The organism is Flavobacterium gilvum (assembly GCF_001761465.1).
In the GTDB taxonomy this organism is placed as follows: Bacteria; Bacteroidota; Bacteroidia; order Flavobacteriales; family Flavobacteriaceae; genus Flavobacterium; species Flavobacterium gilvum.
Window position 1 is genome coordinate 1,086,537 of sequence record NZ_CP017479.1, and the last position, 15,867, is coordinate 1,102,403.

A 15,867-nucleotide genomic window follows, 5' to 3' on the forward strand; every position below is an offset into this window, starting at 1 on the left:
TTTAATGTTGTTTTAATGTTTCAAAAAGTAGAATTTACCGTTGTTATATCGTCGAAAAACAGATTTTCTGAGTGAACTTTATAAATTATGAAAAAGTTACTGCTATATCTGAGTTTGTTTTTGCCAATGTTTGTTTTTTCCCAAAACGAGCAATTGGCACAATATTACTATGATAAAGGTGATTTTGAAAAGGCGTTGGTTAGCTATCAGGAATTATCGGAAGGTTTGGCAACCAATCCTTTTTATTTTCAGCGAAAAATAGATTGTATGCAGCAATTGCTCCAGTTTGAAGCAGCTGAAAAAGAAATTCAGGATCGCTTGAATAGATACAAGCAGGCAACACTTTTGGTCGAATTGGGATACAATTTTCAATTACAAAAAAATGATGCAAAAGCAAAAAAGTATTACGACGATGCCATCGACAGAATCAGGAAAAGTCCGAATGAAGTGTTTGGGGTTGCCATTTCTTTTGAAAGAAAAGTGCTTCTTGAATATGCTTTAAAATCGTATGAAGTTGCTTCTCAATTGGTGCCAACATTTGATTTTAGATATCAAACAGCTTTGTTGTATGGGCAGTTGGGTAATATGGATCAGATGATTGACAATTTTCTCGAGGAAGCGGTTATTAACCCTCAAGCTTCAGTTATGATTCAGAATCAATTGTCGCGCTTTATGTCAACCGATGGAGATTCGAAATTTAATGAAAGCCTTCGAAAAGCATTAATAGTGAGAGTTCAAAAAAGCCAAGACATTTTTTGGAATCAGTTTTTGAGTTGGTTTTATATGCAGCAAAAAGAATTCGGAAAGGCATTTATACAGGAAAAAGCAATCTATAAACGCAATCCGGAATCGTTGGCGAATATTTTAAGTTTGGGACAAATTGCCATTGGCGAAGGTGACAACGAAGTGGCTACAGAGGTTATGGATTATGTATTAGCAAATACTTCAGATGTTGAATTGATAGTGCAAGCCAATGCGTATCTTTTGCAAATGAAAATTGACAAAGCACAAGAGAAAGATTATGCTGCTATTGATGTCCAATTTGGACTTTTGTTAAAACAATACGGTATTACTCCGGTTACCTTATCTTTGCAGCTGAAACAGGCGTATTTTGCGAGTTTCATAATGAAAAATCCTGAAGAAGGGAAAGCAATTATCAAACAGGCGATGGAATTGCCACTGAATCCCTACGATCAGGCGCAATGCAAAATGGAGTTGGCAGATATTTTGCTTTCAGAAGAAAAGTTCAATCAGGCGCTTCTTTATTATTCGCAGATTCAGGAGAATTTGCAGAATAATGTGTTGTCGCACGAGGCGAGTTTGAAATCGGCAAAAACGAGTTATTTCAAAACCGATTTTGAATGGGCTCTGAAACAATTCAAGGAACTGAAAGCCGCCAATACACAGTTGATTGCAAATGATGCATTGGAGTATTTTCTGTTGATTAATGATAATACCGTTGCAGATTCAACCCAAACCGCTTTGAAGCAATTTGCCAAAGGAGATTATCTTTTGTACCAAAATAGAAACAAGGAAGCGATTGCACAGTTTCAGCAGATTTTGAAAACCTTCAAAGGACAGGAAATCGAAGCCGTGACCTTGTTGCGATTGGGAAGAATTTATGAAAAGCTAGGAGATTTTACTCAGGCTTTGGTACAATATCAAGATATAATTGACCATCACAGCGATGGAATTTATATAGACGAAGCCTTATATTTTTCGGCAGATATTTACAATAAGGAATTGAAACAGCCCGAAAAAGCCAAGGCTTTGTATGAAAAAATTATTTTTGGACATCAAGACAGTATTTATTTTGTCGATGCCAGAAGAAAATTCAGGGAATTGAGGGGAGATACGAACTTATAGTATCCCCCTAACCCCCGAAGGGGGAATTCCTATAGGATTTTTAAATATAGAAGTAGTAAAATATCAATTTTCAACCCTACTTACCCCTAGTAGGAGTTCCCCTTCGGGGGTTAGGGGGATAAAATGATTATATACAACGTTACCACAAACATACACGAAAGTGTTCACGACAAATGGATGATTTGGATGCAACACAAACACATTCCCGAAATGCTGGCTTGCGGAAAATTCACTTCGGCACGTTTAGTTCGCGTTTTGGTGGAAGAAGAAATGGGCGGGGTTACCTATTCAGTTCAATATGAAACGGACAGTAAAGAAACATTAGAGAAATATTATCAGGAAGACGCGCCTAAATTGAGAGAAGAAGGAGCTAAATTGTTTGGTGATAAAATGCTGACTTTTAGAACCGAATTGGAAGTGATAAGTGTGCATTAATTTACTTTAAAAATAAGTGTTATGGAAATTCGATTTCAAACCAAAGAAGAAAGTAACCAAAGGCAACAAGAAGACTTTTTGAAGTTATCAAAAGTTGAAAGGTTTTATAGCTTTTTGCGCTTAAGCGAACGTATAAGTAAATTTCCAGTCAAGAACAGAGATAATAAAAACAAAGACAATTTTCTGATTGTAATACCATCAAAATAATATGTCAAAATTGTGGGATCAAAATATTGATGAGTTCATAACTTTAGCAGCCAAGCATAATGTGAGAATGATTATGGTTGGAGGAGGAGCTGTAAATTTTCACGGTTATCAGAGGCATTCGGCAGATGTTGATTTTTGGATAGAAACAACAGATGAAAATTTTAAAAAACTCGTGTTGGTTTTTAATGAAATGGGATACGAGATTGATGATTTTCCTGAAAATGTAAAGCAACAACAACAAAATATATCCATAAAATTTTCACCGTTAGATTTGGATTTAGAACTTATAACGAAGTTTTCTGTGAATAAAAGTTTTGAAGATGCTTATAATGACAGTGAAGAAGTTGTTGTAAATGATAAAACATTTTTGAAATGGAATGTTTTGTCTTTAGAAGATTTGATTACAAGTAAAATTAAAGCTAATCGAACAAAAGATTTGTTTGATGTTCAGCAACTTCGCGAAATAAATAAAAAATAAGCTTTGCGTCTTTGCGAGAAAATAACCCCAAAACACAGCGAGATGACATAAGTGCCTCGCAATGAGAAAATGGAAAAAGTAAAAGCCAAAAAACACCTCGGACAACATTTTTTAAAGGACGAAAGCATTGCCAAAGACATTGCCGATACGCTGAGTCTTTCGGGTTATGAGGATGTATTAGAAATAGGACCGGGAATGGGAGTTTTGACCAAATATATGTTGGAGAAACCCATCAATACTTATGTTATCGAAATTGATACCGAATCGGTTGAATATTTAGGAATTCATTACGATAAACTGAAAGACAGAATCATTTCAAAAGATTTCTTGAAATACGATATTAATGAAGTGTTTAAAGGAAAACAATTTGCCATAATTGGAAACTTCCCGTATAATATTTCGACTCAAATTGTTTTCAAAGTATTAGAATACAAAAAACAAATTCCAGAGTTTGCCGGGATGTTCCAAAAAGAAGTAGCAGAACGTATTTGCGAAAAGAAAGGGAGCAAAGCCTACGGTATTTTATCGGTTTTGACGCAGGCTTTTTACGATGCCGAATATCTATTTACGGTAGATGAAAATGTGTTTAATCCACCGCCAAAAGTAAAGTCTGGCGTGTTGCGTTTGCGCAGGAAAGAAGATTTTAGTTTGCCTTGTGGAGAGAAGTTGTTTTTTACGGTAGTGAAAACAGCATTTCAACAAAGGAGAAAGACTTTGCGGAACAGTCTAAAAAGCCTAAATTTGTCGGATAATTTGAGAGAAGAAGAACTTTTTAATCTTCGTCCCGAACAATTGGATTACAAAGAATTTATTGCATTGACCCAAAAAATAGAAGCAGATGGAGTTTAAAATCAGCAAAGAGTTAATACAACAACTAGAGCAACTCATTCAAACGAAGAACGACCAGCAATTGGAAGTTTTATTGAATGATATGCACCATGCTGATTTTGCAGAAATTCTTGAAGAAATTGATATTGATGAAGCGACTTATATTTTTAAGGTATTAGATAGCGAAAAGACAGCGGAAATTCTTTTAGAGTTAGAGGATGATTTAAGGGAGAATATATTAAAGAGACTTTCTGCAAAAGAGATTGCCGAAGAGCTGGATGAACTTGATACCAATGATGCCGCGGATATTATCGGGGAACTTTCCAAAGAAAAGAAAGCTGAGGTTATCTCCGAGCTGCAAGACGTAGAGCACGCCAAAGATATTGTGGATTTGCTTCGTTATCCAGAGGATACAGCGGGGGGAATCATGCACAAAGAGTTGGTAAAAGTAAACGAAAACTGGAACGTACTTACCTGCGTTAAGGAAATGCGTATTCAGGCCGAGAATATTTCGAGGGTACATTCCATTTATGTCGTAGATGACGAAGACAGATTAAAAGGCAGATTATCTCTAAAAGATTTGCTGACTACTTCGACTAGAACTGCAATCAGTGATGTGTATATCAGTAAACTGAATTCTGTTACTGTTGATACAGAAGATGTTGAGGTAGCCAGAATCATGCAGAAATACGATTTGGAAGCCATTCCTGTGGTCGACGAATTGGGGCGCTTGGTGGGTCGAATCACAATTGATGACATCATTGACGTAATCAAGGATGAAGCTGATAAAGATTACCAATTGGCGGCGGGTATTACAAATGATATTGAGACCAATGACAGTGTTTATGAATTAACCAAAGCTCGTTTGCCTTGGTTATTAATCGGAATGGTTATCGAGATTATTGCTTCATTTGTATTGAAAGGAAATGAAGCTGTATTTGAAAAATATTCTACCCTAATTATTTTTGTACCGTTGCTTTCTGCTACTGCAGGAAATATTGGCGTACAAGCTTCGGCAATCGTTGTGCAGGGATTGGCTAACGGTACCCTAAAAACCTATAGCCGCGATTATTTCAGTAAGGAATTAACGGTATCAATGATATCAGGATTTATAATTTCAATGTTTTTGTTGGTGTACCATTCTGTAATGTATCAGCAATATATGGTGGGTTTTGCAATTTCCATTTCGATAGTGGTTGTGATTTTGTTTGCAGCTACTTTAGGTACTTTGGTGCCTCTTTTTCTTCATAAAAATAAAATCGATCCTGCTATTGCTACCGGTCCATTTATTACTACGACAAACGACGTTTTTGGAATTATGATTTATTTTGCAGTAGCCAAATTAATTCTTGGATTTTAACATTTTATCTGATTTTATTTATATTAAAAAATAATAAATTCGGGATAATTCGTGTACTTTGCACTCTTTAAGTATAGTTTGTTGTCAGTTATTAAATGGCAATAAAGTTGCTTTTATATCAGATTTATAATTTACCAACTTTAGCATAATCGAAACCAAAATGAAAGTACACATTATAGGAGGAGGAAACCTTGGCGCTTCTGTAGCAATAGGAATTGCAAAATTCACCAAAAATAATCAAGTAACTGTAACCAGACGTAACCTTGCGCCTATTTCACATTTGAAAGAATTAGGAGTTACCATTACTTCAGACAATACCCAAAATATACAAGAGGCAGATGTCATTATCCTGACCATCAAACCGTATCAGGTAGATACAGTTTTGGCGGAGATTTTGCCAGTAATTTCGAATAAAGTAATTGCTTCGGCGGTAAGCGGATTGTCAATCGAAAATTTACAAAACAAAATAGGAGAGTATCATACCGCTGTTCGCATCATGCCGAATATCGCTGCTCAATTTGGCGCATCGGCGACTTGTATTGCTTACAACGAGAAAAACAAAAGTAAAGCCGAAGAAACGGTTACGCTCTTTCAGGGATTGGGAACAGCGCCAATTATCGATGAAAAATTAATGGATGCCGCAACGGTTCTTGCCGCGAGCGGAACTGCATTTGCTTTGCGTTATATTCGTGCTTCAATGCAGGCAGGAATCGAAATTGGGTTCGATTGGCAAACAGCTTTGGCGATATCGGCACAAACCGTAAAAGGGGCTGCCGAAATGCTTCTTGAAGAAAAAGGACATCCAGAACAGTTAATCGATCGTGTAACAACGCCAAAAGGTTGTACAATTGCCGGATTGAACGAAATGGAATTGCACGGCTTTAGTTCTTCATTAATCAAAGGAATCAAAACGTCTTTAAAACAAATTCAAGGGTAATAATCACTTGGGCGTGTCACCATAAAGAAAAGGGGCCAAATCATCGCACTGGTGATTCGGCCCCTTTTCTTTATGCTGTCGGGCTATCCGCGCTACTTTGGTAGCTTGCTTCTATCCCTCACGCAAAACAGCATTTGCAATTTAGCAGAGAATTTTGTCTTTTATACAAATAAAGCTTTCAATTCTGTGGCATCGTTGGCATTCATTTTGCCAGCCAATACCAAGCTCAATTGTTTTCTTCTCAAAGCAGCCTCGTAGCGTTGTTTTTCCAGTTCAGTTTCGGGTATAATTTCTGGAACTTCAACGGGTCTTCCAGTTTCATCAACAGCGACAAAAGTATAAATCGCTTCGTTGGCCTTGGTTCTTTTCCCAGATTGGCGGTCTTCAATCCAGACATCTAGGTAGATTTCCATCGAAGTTTTAAATGCTCTCGATACTTTGGCCTCAATTATAACAACACTTCCCAACGGAATAGATTTGTTGAAAGCTACGTGGTTAACCGATGCGGTTACGCCAATGCGGCGCGAATGTCTTCCGGCGGCAATACTAGCTGCGCGGTCCATTCTTGCCAACAATTCCCCACCAAATAAGTTGTTCAAAGGATTGGTTTCGCTTGGTAAAACCAAATCGGTTAATACCGTTAAGGATTCAGAAGGGTGTTTTGGCGTCATTTAGGTAGTTTTATAATTTAAATTTATTGGTCTCAAAAATAGTTTAAAACTATGCAGTTTAATGCATTTCGCTTTCAGCTTCCAAAAAAGTTCTTTTGCCACAAATTGCACAAATTTTCACAGATCAATTTGTGGAAATTTGTGCAATTTGTCGTTAAAATTATGTTTTCTAACCAAACCTACGGACTTCAAGTTCATAGTTATTTAGTTATTAGTTAAGCCAGTAAACAGCCATAACCGAGGGGATAAAATACAATACAATAGTTCTTGCGCCATCATAATCTTTGGCCAAACGCTGTCCAAAAAGCAACATGATAAGCGTAATACAGGAAAAAATCCCGCCATACAATCCGTATATTCTGCCGCTGTTTACAGCGAGTTCAATAGCGCCAACGACGCATAAAATTCCGGAGATTAATTCTAATATCAATACATTTACCAAGGCCAATGGCACTTGATTGCGTAAAGGTGTTTCGGCAAAATGTTCTTTTAACCAATCGATATTATCTTTCCAATGGAATATTTTATCCTGTGAAGACTGCAAAAAAGTGATGGCCAAAAAAACAAGTATTAAGATTGAGGCAACATTGTCCATGGTTTTTATTTTTTATGAATTAAACGTGTAAGTTTTATCGACAGATCGGTTAATATTATTTTTGCATTACCATTACGTTCTATATGGTACATCGCATCCGATAATTCTTTGAAAATTTCGGTAATATTATTCCCGTTTACAAATGGCGCGAAGTTTTCCAATTTGAATTTCTCGACTTTTGGTTCTATATAAACTAGACTTTTGGTCTCATAATTAAGTAATAACGCCTGACGGAACATTTCTATGCAAAACTGAAGGAATTTTTTTTGTGTTTCTCTTCCCAATGCAGCAATTTGTTCACTCCATTCAATTAAGTCCTGTATGGCGGCTGCATTTCCTTTAGCTTTAAACGCAACACGTACCCAGGTTACAAACCATTGTTCAAACGGAAGTCCTTCCTGATCGTCATTGAGCAATTGCAAGGCCTTGTTGTAATTGCCTTGAGACTGATGGGCAATTTTTAAGGCCATGTTTAGTTCGATTTGCTTTCTGTCCACAAGAGCATTGGCAATAATCTGTTCGCTCAAACCACCGAATTTTGTGATTTGGCATCGCGAACGAATCGTTTGAATGATATCTTCCTCATTTTCTGAAACGAGGAGAAATACTGTTTTTTCGGGTGGCTCTTCCAGTAGTTTGAGGAGTTTATTGGATGCCGAAATATTCATTTTGTCAGCCATCCAGATAATCATTATTTTGTAACCTCCCTCGTATGATTTTAATGAAAGAGATTTTAAGATTTCCTGTGCATCATCAACCCGAATTTCTCCTTGTTTATTTTGAACGCCTAATTTAGCGTACCAATCGAATAGTCCAGCGTAAGCATTTTCTAAAACAAATTCTCTCCAATCTGCGATGAAATCTATGCTTTTTGGTTTTACTTTAACTTCGTCGGTAGTGATAGTTGGGTAAATAAAATGTAAATCAGGATGGGATAATTTTTGAAATTTAATGCTACAGGATTCATTTAGCCCCCCATTTGTATTACATAATACGTGGTGAGCATAAGCGATTGCCATGGCTAGAGTGCCACTTCCTTCGGGACCAACAAATAATTGAGCATGTGGTATTCTGCCTAAATCAGCACTTTGAATTAAGTGGTTTTTAATGTATTCCTGCCCTAAAATTTTTGTAAATTCCATTAAGCAAAGATATAAGAAAATGATAGTTTCAAAAATTTTTGTTACAAAGTTTGGTTTAGAGTGAATTTTATAATTTGAAATAATACAATAAGAAATTGACTCGTAACAACTTTTTTTTAACAATAAACGGTTAATAACTTCTGTATTATTTTTTTGTTTTATGAACAATATAAGTTTATGCTTATATTTTTAAATAAGTAAAATACCACTATAATTGTTAAATTCCAACTTCCCTCAATTTTTTTTAAATGCACTTTATATCGATAAAATGCTGTGTTTCCAATGCTTAAAGAAGTTTTTTCTTTCAAATTTAAGGAAAATTCGGCTTTAATTTTTGTTGTTTGGCTTGGAAATTAAATATAAATGCATATTTTTGTTTTACTAATTAATCAAAACCAATTTATGAAAGGGAAAATTATATTTTTCAGTATAGTTATGTTAGCCTTAACCTCCAAAGGCTTAGCTCAGTCAAAACCAAATATGCCAAAAAGTATCGTTAGCACAAGTGCAGCGATACGTACCTACTATGATGACAAGACGTTAAAAGCGATGTCAAAAGGGGAATTGGTGGAATTGTATATTGAGCGAATGAAGGTGATGGTTAAAATTATGCCACATATCGCGTTGGCAACCAAACCAGGTGTTACTATGTCTGATTTGGGGATTCCAGATGATTCAGATAACAGAAAAGCATTGGATTTGGAAACAGAAGCAACTCAAACATACCTTGAGATTACTGTGAATTTCTTGAGAAAAATGCTTCCTTATTCAGATAAAAATCAATTGGTGACTATGATTTTGTTCTATGAGCAAACATTGAAGTCATTGCATGAAGTTGAGCAGCAATAATAAGGTTTTTTTAGTAAAGATTTTATAGTCTTAAGCTAAGTTTGAACTTTCACTCTTTAATGAGGTAGTAAACTCTTTCCCTACGGAGTTACAAAAAATAATTTAATACCCCCAAACCTATGAAAAACATATTACTTATTATATGTGTTTTCCTTACGACTGTGTGCAGTGTAAATGCACAACAAGAGAAAGGAATTATTGGGTCAAGCAATTGGCTGAATAATTGGACTGAATTTAAACCTAGCAAAGTTGATTATGGTGAACCAACGCAAATTTTAGCTGGTAACATTACCCAAAATACTAAGCTGGTAAAAAAAGAAGTTTATATCCTACAAGGCAATGTGTATGTAACCAATAATGCGGTTCTTACGATTGAACCAGGTACAGTGATTATTGGAGATGGAGATTCCAAAGGTACTTTGGTAATAACTAAAGGAGCTCAGATAATTGCTGAAGGAATGGAGACAGATCCTATTGTCTTTACTTCAAACAAATCAATAAAAAAAGCAGGAGATTGGGGAGGAGTTATTATCCTTGGTGACGCTCCTATTAATAAGTTTGGAAGTTATTCTTCTGTAAATTATGACTTAGACCCAAGTTTGACTACCTATGGAGGTCAAAATCCAGCGAGTTCTTCAGGTGTTTTGAAGTTTGTAAGAATTGAATTTGCCGGTAAAAAGGTTAGAGGTTCCTCAGAAGGTTTTAATGCTCTTTTATTGGGAGGAATTGGTAACAAAACAATCTTGGAAAACATTATGGTGAGCTATGCCGCAGGAGACTCGTTTGAAGTTCTTGGGGGTGAGCCTATAATGTCCAAAATGATTTCTTACAAATCTAACGGAATAGATTATAAATTTACTTTTGGAGCACAGGCCAAAATCGATAATTCATTAGCGGTTAGATCTTCTTATCTGACTGCCAGCAGCGGATCTCGTTGTTTGGATGTTTCTTCTTATTCTAAAAAAGAAGAAGTTGATTTCACCAAAAAGCAAACTCTTGTTACAGCCACAAATTTAACTTTTGCAAATGACAGTGATCATATTGATGAAGATATTAAGGCAGGTCTTGTAAAAGAAGGTTTGTTTGTGGGAGAAAATTCTTCTTTGGTTTTGAGAAAAAGCGTAATTTCAGGATTTAGTCCAGCTGTTGTACTTGATCGGAATATCGAAATCAACAATAAAAATCTTAAGAAAATCAGAATTGAAGAAATGTATCTGAATTTCTGTAACGGAAATATCTTCTCTGAAGGTTCTACTGAAAATGAAGATTTAGAAAGTTATTATGGCGATAGTGCATTTTTTAATTTGTATTCCAAAACTACAAACTTAGAAACGTTTAATGATTTTGCAAATCCAAGAAGACCTGATTTTAGATTAGCACTTTCAAAATTCACAGCAGCAGCTAAATAAATTTATAATTCTTTTGAATTAATAAAATGAAAGTTAGACCTAAACATTGGCAAGGTTTGGCTTTCATTTTATTACTTAAAGACACGCTAAAACAGTTGTGTTTCATAAATTACTTTAGTTGAAATGTTTACCCGTCAATCTGCTAGAAAGTTCAATGATAATTTGTGATTATTATCGGGACAAATAGTCAAAGCAATTGCAAATGCCTCTCTTGGATAGCTTAAATATCAACCTATGAATAGCAAAACTACTTCCTTTTTTCGTTTTGGTACATTTATGTTTTTTTGGATGTTGTTGGTGTCCCCTATAACAAGTTCTCTGTTTGCTCAAAGTACAATTTTTCCTCAAAGATTGGGATATCCTAGAATCTGTGCCAACATACCAAGTGTTGACTACCCAAATGGGTACAATAGATACGAAGTGCCTTTTAAAATTAGTGGTTTTGCGGCTACCGAAACATTTATAGTTTTGCTTTCAAGTGACAACTTTTCTACAATCATTAAACCAAAAATTATTCCCAACGGGCCAAATACGCCGGCTGATACCCCAACGGATAAAACACTTACTTTTGAAGTGCCTTTCGATTTAGTTGGGTCGGATGTTTATCAATTAAAAGTCGAAAGTGCAAGTGGAATCAGAAGTAATGCTTTTAATTCAAGCGATTCAAAACCTTCTTTCCCGATTCATTTTTTATCTTTTTCCGGACCATTTTATATAAACAATAAGAGTAATTCTCTAAGTTTTTGTGTTGGCGGAAGTGTAACGCTTGCTATAGATAATGCCGCGCCTTCGCCTTTACAATACCCCCAATTAAAATACAAATGGTATAAAGATGGTAATGTTGTGGCAAATCAAACCAAAAGCACTTTGTTGGTTAATGCTCCGGGAGATTATTATGTCGAAATTGATTATGGTCCATGTAGTGATCTCAATACTCACTCTCAGATCGTAAAAGTTACAGGAGCATCTGGTTCGGGTGCTGTTATTACTTCGAGTGGGGGAAATCCTTTCTGCTCTTCTTTGGGAAATACCACATTGACCGTTACTGGCGGTAATTCTTATGTATGGAGAAAAGATAATGTTCTTATTAATGGTGCTAATTCCCAAACCTATCAAACGAGTGTAGCTGGGATTTATACTTGCGATGTGGATTTTGGCGGATGTAAATCTACCGGTACAATAGATTTAAAGGTACTTACAACCAATAGTAGTATTTCTGGAGCAGATTTAGACAAAGTTAATTACATTATAGAAGGAGAAACACTTTCTGTTTCTATAACCACAACCGCTTCATCACCTAGTTATCAATGGTATTTAAATGGTGGCGCTTTGCAGGGAGAAGATAAAAGCTCTTTGAATATTACCGAACAAGGAAATTATAAAGGAACTGTTTCTCAAACATCAGGATGTGCAATTACAGATGAATTCTCTTTTCAAGTGGCATATAAAGTGAATTTGAATGTTCCAAAAATTTCAAATATTGTATCGCCAAATGGGGATGGTATCAATGATACTTGGATTATTCCTGATAAGTATTTGGCAGGAACGAAAACTCATATTATGATTTTAAATTCTTTGGGTAAAATTGTTTATCAAACAGATAACTATGATAATTATAATGGATGGCCACAAACTGACATCGAATTTAATTTCAATCCTGTTTTTTATTATATAATTACACCACCGGGAGAATCTGTACAAAAGGGGTCGATAACTCTTTTGAAATAATATCAATATTAGTACTAAAAGAAGGTTTGTATAAACTAGAACAAATAGAAATAAAGGCGACCCGAACGGTAGCAAACTAGCGAGGCATAAAATATATAATCGCCAACAAATATATTTTGGATATATGAAAAAAAATTTACTAAGCGTTTTCTTTTTTTATTGCTCAATTTCTGTTTTCTATGCTCAGCAGGAAAACGGGGTTGTTTCATTCGTAATTCCACCGGGAAACTCTTTGAAATTCAATTCATTTGTCATTAATCCAACTTTTAGTTTTGTCAGACAGCAAAGTGCTTACCTGACATTGTTTAATAAAACACAATGGGCAGGATTTGAAAATGCCCCATCAACCTATTTGTTGAGTTATTCTGGCCGTTTTAGAGAGAATGAAGGGATTGCTTTGGGCGTTTTTAGACAAACTCAGGGCGTGCTTCAAACTACAGGATTGGTTGCCAATTTCGCCCATAATATTTTATTGCAAGAAGACAGTAATTTGACTTTCGGTATCAATGTTGGTGCTTATCAAAGTGGTATAAATAATTCCAAAGTTATTTCAAATTACCCTGATCCTTCGTTAGAAAATATTCCTTCCAACACATTAATGACCATCAATCCCGGAATCAATTACGGGACCGCTTTTTTGGATTTTGGTTTGGCGTTTAATAATTTGGTTACTTATAGTTTTCAATCCGGAATGTTAAAAGACGATCCGAATAAAGGAATTGAAGGTCACGTAATGTACACAGGTTTTGTTGACTCTTATGGTTTTTTTGACAGAAGTAAATTTTCCGGTATAGTCAAAACCGAGGTGACTAAGGATAAAACAATTTTTTCGGGTTCGGCTATGTTTGCTGTTCCAACAGGAATTTGGGCTCAAGCAGGATATCATTCTGTTATGGGAATAACCGCAGGATTCGGAATTAATATTACCCCAAAAATTGCTCTTGAATATTCCTATGGGATGGGATTGGGTGATATTTCAGAGTTGGGAGCTTCCCATATTGTTGTGTTGGCCTATAAATTTAAAAGCAAAAACTTTGATTGGGGAGACGAAGAAGAGGAAGGTGCTCTGATAGAACCTGCTCCGGTACGAAATACTCCAGCCACAAAGCCTAATACTGATGCCAAAACTACTGCTGATGCTCGTGCTGCTCAACAACAGAAAATTGCCGAAAATAGAGCAAAATTAGTCGCAGATGCAAAAGCCAAAGCCGATGCTGTTGAACAAGCCAAAAAAGCAAAATTGGTTGCTGATGCAAAAGCAAAAGCAGATGCCGCTGCATTGGCTTCAGCCAATAAAAAACCAGAACCAGTTTCTAAAACAAAATTGGCTGCTGATGCTAAGGCAAAAGCAGATGCTGATGCTTCTGCCAAGATTGCAGCCGAAAATAAAGCTAAAGCAGATGCAGCTGCTGCTAAGTTGGCTGCTGATAATAAGGCCAAAGCCGATGCCGAAGCTGCTACAAAATTGGCTGCTGAAAATAAAGCAAAAGCTGACGCCGAAGCTGCTGCTAAGACAGCTTCAGAAAAGAAAGCTAAAGCAGATGCCGCTGCCGCGAAATTGGCTGCCGAAAATAAAGCTAAAGCAGATGCCGAAGCCGCAGACAAACTGGCCGCAGAGAATAAAGCTAAAGCCAAAGCAGATGCAGCTGTCGCTAAGTTGGCTGCTGATAATAAGGCCAAAGCCGATGCCGAAGCTGCTGCAAAATTGGCTGCAGAGAATAAAGCAAAAGCTGATGCCGAAGCCGCTGACAAATTGGCTGCAGAGAATAAAGCTAAAGCCAAAGCAGATGCAGCTGCCGCTAAGTTGGCTGCTGATAATAAGGCCAAAGCCGATGCCGAAGCTGCTGCAAAATTGGCTGCTGAAAATAAAGCAAAAGCTGATGCCGAAGCTGCCGCTAAGACAGCTGCAGAAAAGAAAGCTAAAGCAGATGCCGCTGCCGCGAAATTGGCTGCAGAGAATAAAGCAAAAGCTGATGCCGAAGCCGCTGACAAATTGGCTGCAGAGAATAAAGCTAAAGCCAAAGCAGATGCAGCTGCCGCTAAGTTGGCTGCTGATAATAAGGCCAAAGCCGATGCCGAAGCTGCTGTAAAATTGGCTGCTGAAAATAAAGCTAAAGCCGATGCTGAAGCCGCCTCAAAATTGGCAGCTGAGAAAAAAGCCAAAGCTGATGCCGCCGCTGCCGCTCAAGCAGAACAAGATAAAATAGAAGCTGCCGCCGCTGCAAAATTGGCTGTTGAGGCTCTTGCCAAAGCCAAAGCCGATGCTATGCCAAAAGATGAGTACGGAAAAACAATGGATAATTTATCTAGTACAATTGAAGAATCTAAAAGAAAACAGCAACAGTTGTTAAGCCGTTTGGATGCCACTGTCGCGAATAAAGAAAAAGCCCTGAAGGAATTAAAAGAAGAGAATGATTTAAGTGAACAGGGTATCGTTAAAGAAAAAACAGTCGAATTTAAAAGTACTGCTGGAGAAAATGCAGAATTAGAAGCTATTAAAGCTCAGATAGCCGAGGTTAATCGCGCGCAAACTGCATCGCTAGAAGAATTTAACAGGCTTTATAACGAGAGACTTAAAAAGACTCCGAAAAATGATTTGATTAACCAAAATTATTTGAAAACGATTGAGAACTTAAAAGCAGAACAAGCCAAAGCGGAACGATCTAATGCGCTTTTATTAAACTCATTGGAACAAATTAAAGTACAGACAGAAATTGAGAAAAAACGTAGAATAAAACGAGCCAATTCTCTTACCGAGCAAGATCGTACAGCTCAAGATTTGGCTACTTTAAAACGAATAAAAGAAACTACTAAAACTAGTAGTACACCATTAAAGTCGGAGGATTTTGATTTTGGAGAAAGTCAGTCCAACATGCAGATTATTAAAAACAACAAAATTAATAGTGGTTATTATGTGATTTTGGCAGTTCATAATGATGTTTCAAAAAGGGATGCATTTGTTACAAAAACAGTAGCTGCAGGGCAGAGAGATGTGAATTTCTTTTTTGATGCCAACTCCAGTAAATATTTTATTTACGAGGCGATGTTTGATAATCTGGATGAAGCAACACAAGCACTGGGAGAAAAAGGGAAGAAACCGTATAATGAAAAAATGGTAATTGTCAAAATTCAGAAGTAAGGTGGCATAGTGTTTGTATGGTCTGCCACAAAATAATTCGGATGCATTTTGATATTATTTTAAAATGTTTAATTTTAACTTTTTAAGTTATTATTTGTAGTATAAATATTATTGTAGATAATTGTTTTGAAAGGTATTACAACACGATAACATTTTAGAAATATCATTTTGAGAATTATTTTTTTAAATGGAAAGACCATTTTTTGAAAACATTAATTAAAAA

The 15,867-nt window shown here is 36.2% G+C and carries 13 protein-coding genes; 10 read left to right on the forward strand and 3 right to left on the reverse strand.

The window, feature by feature from the left end; all coding sequences use genetic code 11:
- Window positions 1-87 precede the first annotated feature (87 nt).
- The 6 genes from EM308_RS04660 to proC all read left to right on the forward strand — a co-directional run bounded on the left by EM308_RS04660 (window position 88) and on the right by proC (window position 6,111).
- The gene (locus EM308_RS04660) at window positions 88-1,866 is read left to right on the forward strand and encodes a tetratricopeptide repeat protein (protein ID WP_035635513.1); all 1,779 of its coding nucleotides are present in this window, start codon (window positions 88-90) and stop codon (window positions 1,864-1,866) included.
- A gap of 123 nt (window positions 1,867-1,989) precedes the next feature.
- Window positions 1,990-2,301: a DUF4286 family protein gene (locus EM308_RS04665; protein WP_035635510.1), complete on the forward strand. Its 312-nt coding sequence runs from the start codon at window positions 1,990-1,992 to the stop codon at window positions 2,299-2,301.
- A gap of 208 nt (window positions 2,302-2,509) precedes the next feature.
- Window positions 2,510-2,986 (forward strand): nucleotidyl transferase AbiEii/AbiGii toxin family protein, encoded by a 477-nt coding sequence (locus EM308_RS04675; RefSeq protein ID WP_035635505.1) that lies wholly within the window; start codon window positions 2,510-2,512, stop codon window positions 2,984-2,986.
- Window positions 2,987-3,055: 69 nt separating this feature from the next.
- The gene (rsmA, locus tag EM308_RS04680) at window positions 3,056-3,835 is read left to right on the forward strand and encodes a 16S rRNA (adenine(1518)-N(6)/adenine(1519)-N(6))-dimethyltransferase RsmA (RefSeq protein WP_035635502.1); all 780 of its coding nucleotides are present in this window, start codon (window positions 3,056-3,058) and stop codon (window positions 3,833-3,835) included.
- A complete protein-coding gene (gene mgtE, locus EM308_RS04685) occupies window positions 3,825-5,174 on the forward strand; it encodes a magnesium transporter (RefSeq protein WP_035635499.1) in 1,350 nt (449 codons plus the stop codon). Before rsmA ends, mgtE begins: the two co-directional genes overlap by 11 nt.
- Window positions 5,175-5,334: 160 nt before the next feature.
- Window positions 5,335-6,111 carry a pyrroline-5-carboxylate reductase gene (proC, locus tag EM308_RS04690; RefSeq protein WP_035635496.1) on the forward strand — a complete coding sequence of 259 codons (777 nt, stop codon included), beginning with the start codon at window positions 5,335-5,337 and terminating at the stop codon, window positions 6,109-6,111.
- 161 nt (window positions 6,112-6,272) lie between these two features.
- Here proC and EM308_RS04695 read toward each other — a convergent pair whose 3' ends face one another.
- From EM308_RS04695 to EM308_RS04705, 3 genes are all read right to left on the reverse strand, one after another.
- Window positions 6,273-6,782 (reverse strand): acyl-CoA thioesterase, encoded by a 510-nt coding sequence (locus tag EM308_RS04695; protein WP_035635493.1) that lies wholly within the window; start codon window positions 6,780-6,782, stop codon window positions 6,273-6,275.
- 211 nt (window positions 6,783-6,993) lie between these two features.
- Complete coding sequence (locus tag EM308_RS04700) at window positions 6,994-7,377, reverse strand: hypothetical protein (RefSeq protein ID WP_035635490.1); 384 nt, start codon at window positions 7,375-7,377, stop codon at window positions 6,994-6,996.
- 5 nt (window positions 7,378-7,382) lie between these two features.
- Window positions 7,383-8,519 (reverse strand): DNA polymerase III subunit, encoded by a 1,137-nt coding sequence (locus EM308_RS04705; protein WP_035635488.1) that lies wholly within the window; start codon window positions 8,517-8,519, stop codon window positions 7,383-7,385.
- 402 nt (window positions 8,520-8,921) lie between these two features.
- Between EM308_RS04705 and EM308_RS04710 the strand changes: the two genes are divergently transcribed.
- The 4 genes from EM308_RS04710 (at window position 8,922) to EM308_RS04725 (ending at window position 15,644) form a co-directional block, all read left to right on the forward strand.
- A complete protein-coding gene (locus tag EM308_RS04710; RefSeq protein WP_035635531.1) occupies window positions 8,922-9,368 on the forward strand; it encodes a hypothetical protein in 447 nt (148 codons plus the stop codon).
- A 119-nt stretch (window positions 9,369-9,487) separates the two neighbouring features.
- A complete protein-coding gene (locus tag EM308_RS04715; protein WP_035635486.1) occupies window positions 9,488-10,777 on the forward strand; it encodes a hypothetical protein in 1,290 nt (429 codons plus the stop codon).
- A gap of 234 nt (window positions 10,778-11,011) precedes the next feature.
- On the forward strand, window positions 11,012-12,505 hold the full coding sequence (locus EM308_RS04720) for a T9SS type B sorting domain-containing protein (protein ID WP_035635483.1): 1,494 nt from the start codon (window positions 11,012-11,014) through the stop codon (window positions 12,503-12,505).
- A gap of 124 nt (window positions 12,506-12,629) precedes the next feature.
- Window positions 12,630-15,644, forward strand: coding sequence for a PorP/SprF family type IX secretion system membrane protein (locus EM308_RS04725; protein ID WP_035635480.1), 3,015 nt, complete (start codon window positions 12,630-12,632; stop codon window positions 15,642-15,644).
- The last annotated feature ends 223 nt before the right edge of the window (window positions 15,645-15,867 follow it).

Coding starts and splice junctions, on each gene's coding strand:
- EM308_RS04660 (WP_035635513.1), top strand. CDS start 88: ATGAAAAAGTTACTGCTATATCTGAGTTTGTTTTTGCCAATGTTTGTT.
- EM308_RS04665 (WP_035635510.1), top strand. CDS start 1,990: ATGATTATATACAACGTTACCACAAACATACACGAAAGTGTTCACGAC.
- EM308_RS04675 (WP_035635505.1), top strand. CDS start 2,510: ATGTCAAAATTGTGGGATCAAAATATTGATGAGTTCATAACTTTAGCA.
- rsmA (WP_035635502.1), top strand. CDS start 3,056: ATGGAAAAAGTAAAAGCCAAAAAACACCTCGGACAACATTTTTTAAAG.
- mgtE (WP_035635499.1), top strand. CDS start 3,825: ATGGAGTTTAAAATCAGCAAAGAGTTAATACAACAACTAGAGCAACTC.
- proC (WP_035635496.1), top strand. CDS start 5,335: ATGAAAGTACACATTATAGGAGGAGGAAACCTTGGCGCTTCTGTAGCA.
- EM308_RS04695 (WP_035635493.1), bottom strand. CDS start 6,782: ATGACGCCAAAACACCCTTCTGAATCCTTAACGGTATTAACCGATTTG.
- EM308_RS04700 (WP_035635490.1), bottom strand. CDS start 7,377: ATGGACAATGTTGCCTCAATCTTAATACTTGTTTTTTTGGCCATCACT.
- EM308_RS04705 (WP_035635488.1), bottom strand. CDS start 8,519: ATGGAATTTACAAAAATTTTAGGGCAGGAATACATTAAAAACCACTTA.
- EM308_RS04710 (WP_035635531.1), top strand. CDS start 8,922: ATGAAAGGGAAAATTATATTTTTCAGTATAGTTATGTTAGCCTTAACC.
- EM308_RS04715 (WP_035635486.1), top strand. CDS start 9,488: ATGAAAAACATATTACTTATTATATGTGTTTTCCTTACGACTGTGTGC.
- EM308_RS04720 (WP_035635483.1), top strand. CDS start 11,012: ATGAATAGCAAAACTACTTCCTTTTTTCGTTTTGGTACATTTATGTTT.
- EM308_RS04725 (WP_035635480.1), top strand. CDS start 12,630: ATGAAAAAAAATTTACTAAGCGTTTTCTTTTTTTATTGCTCAATTTCT.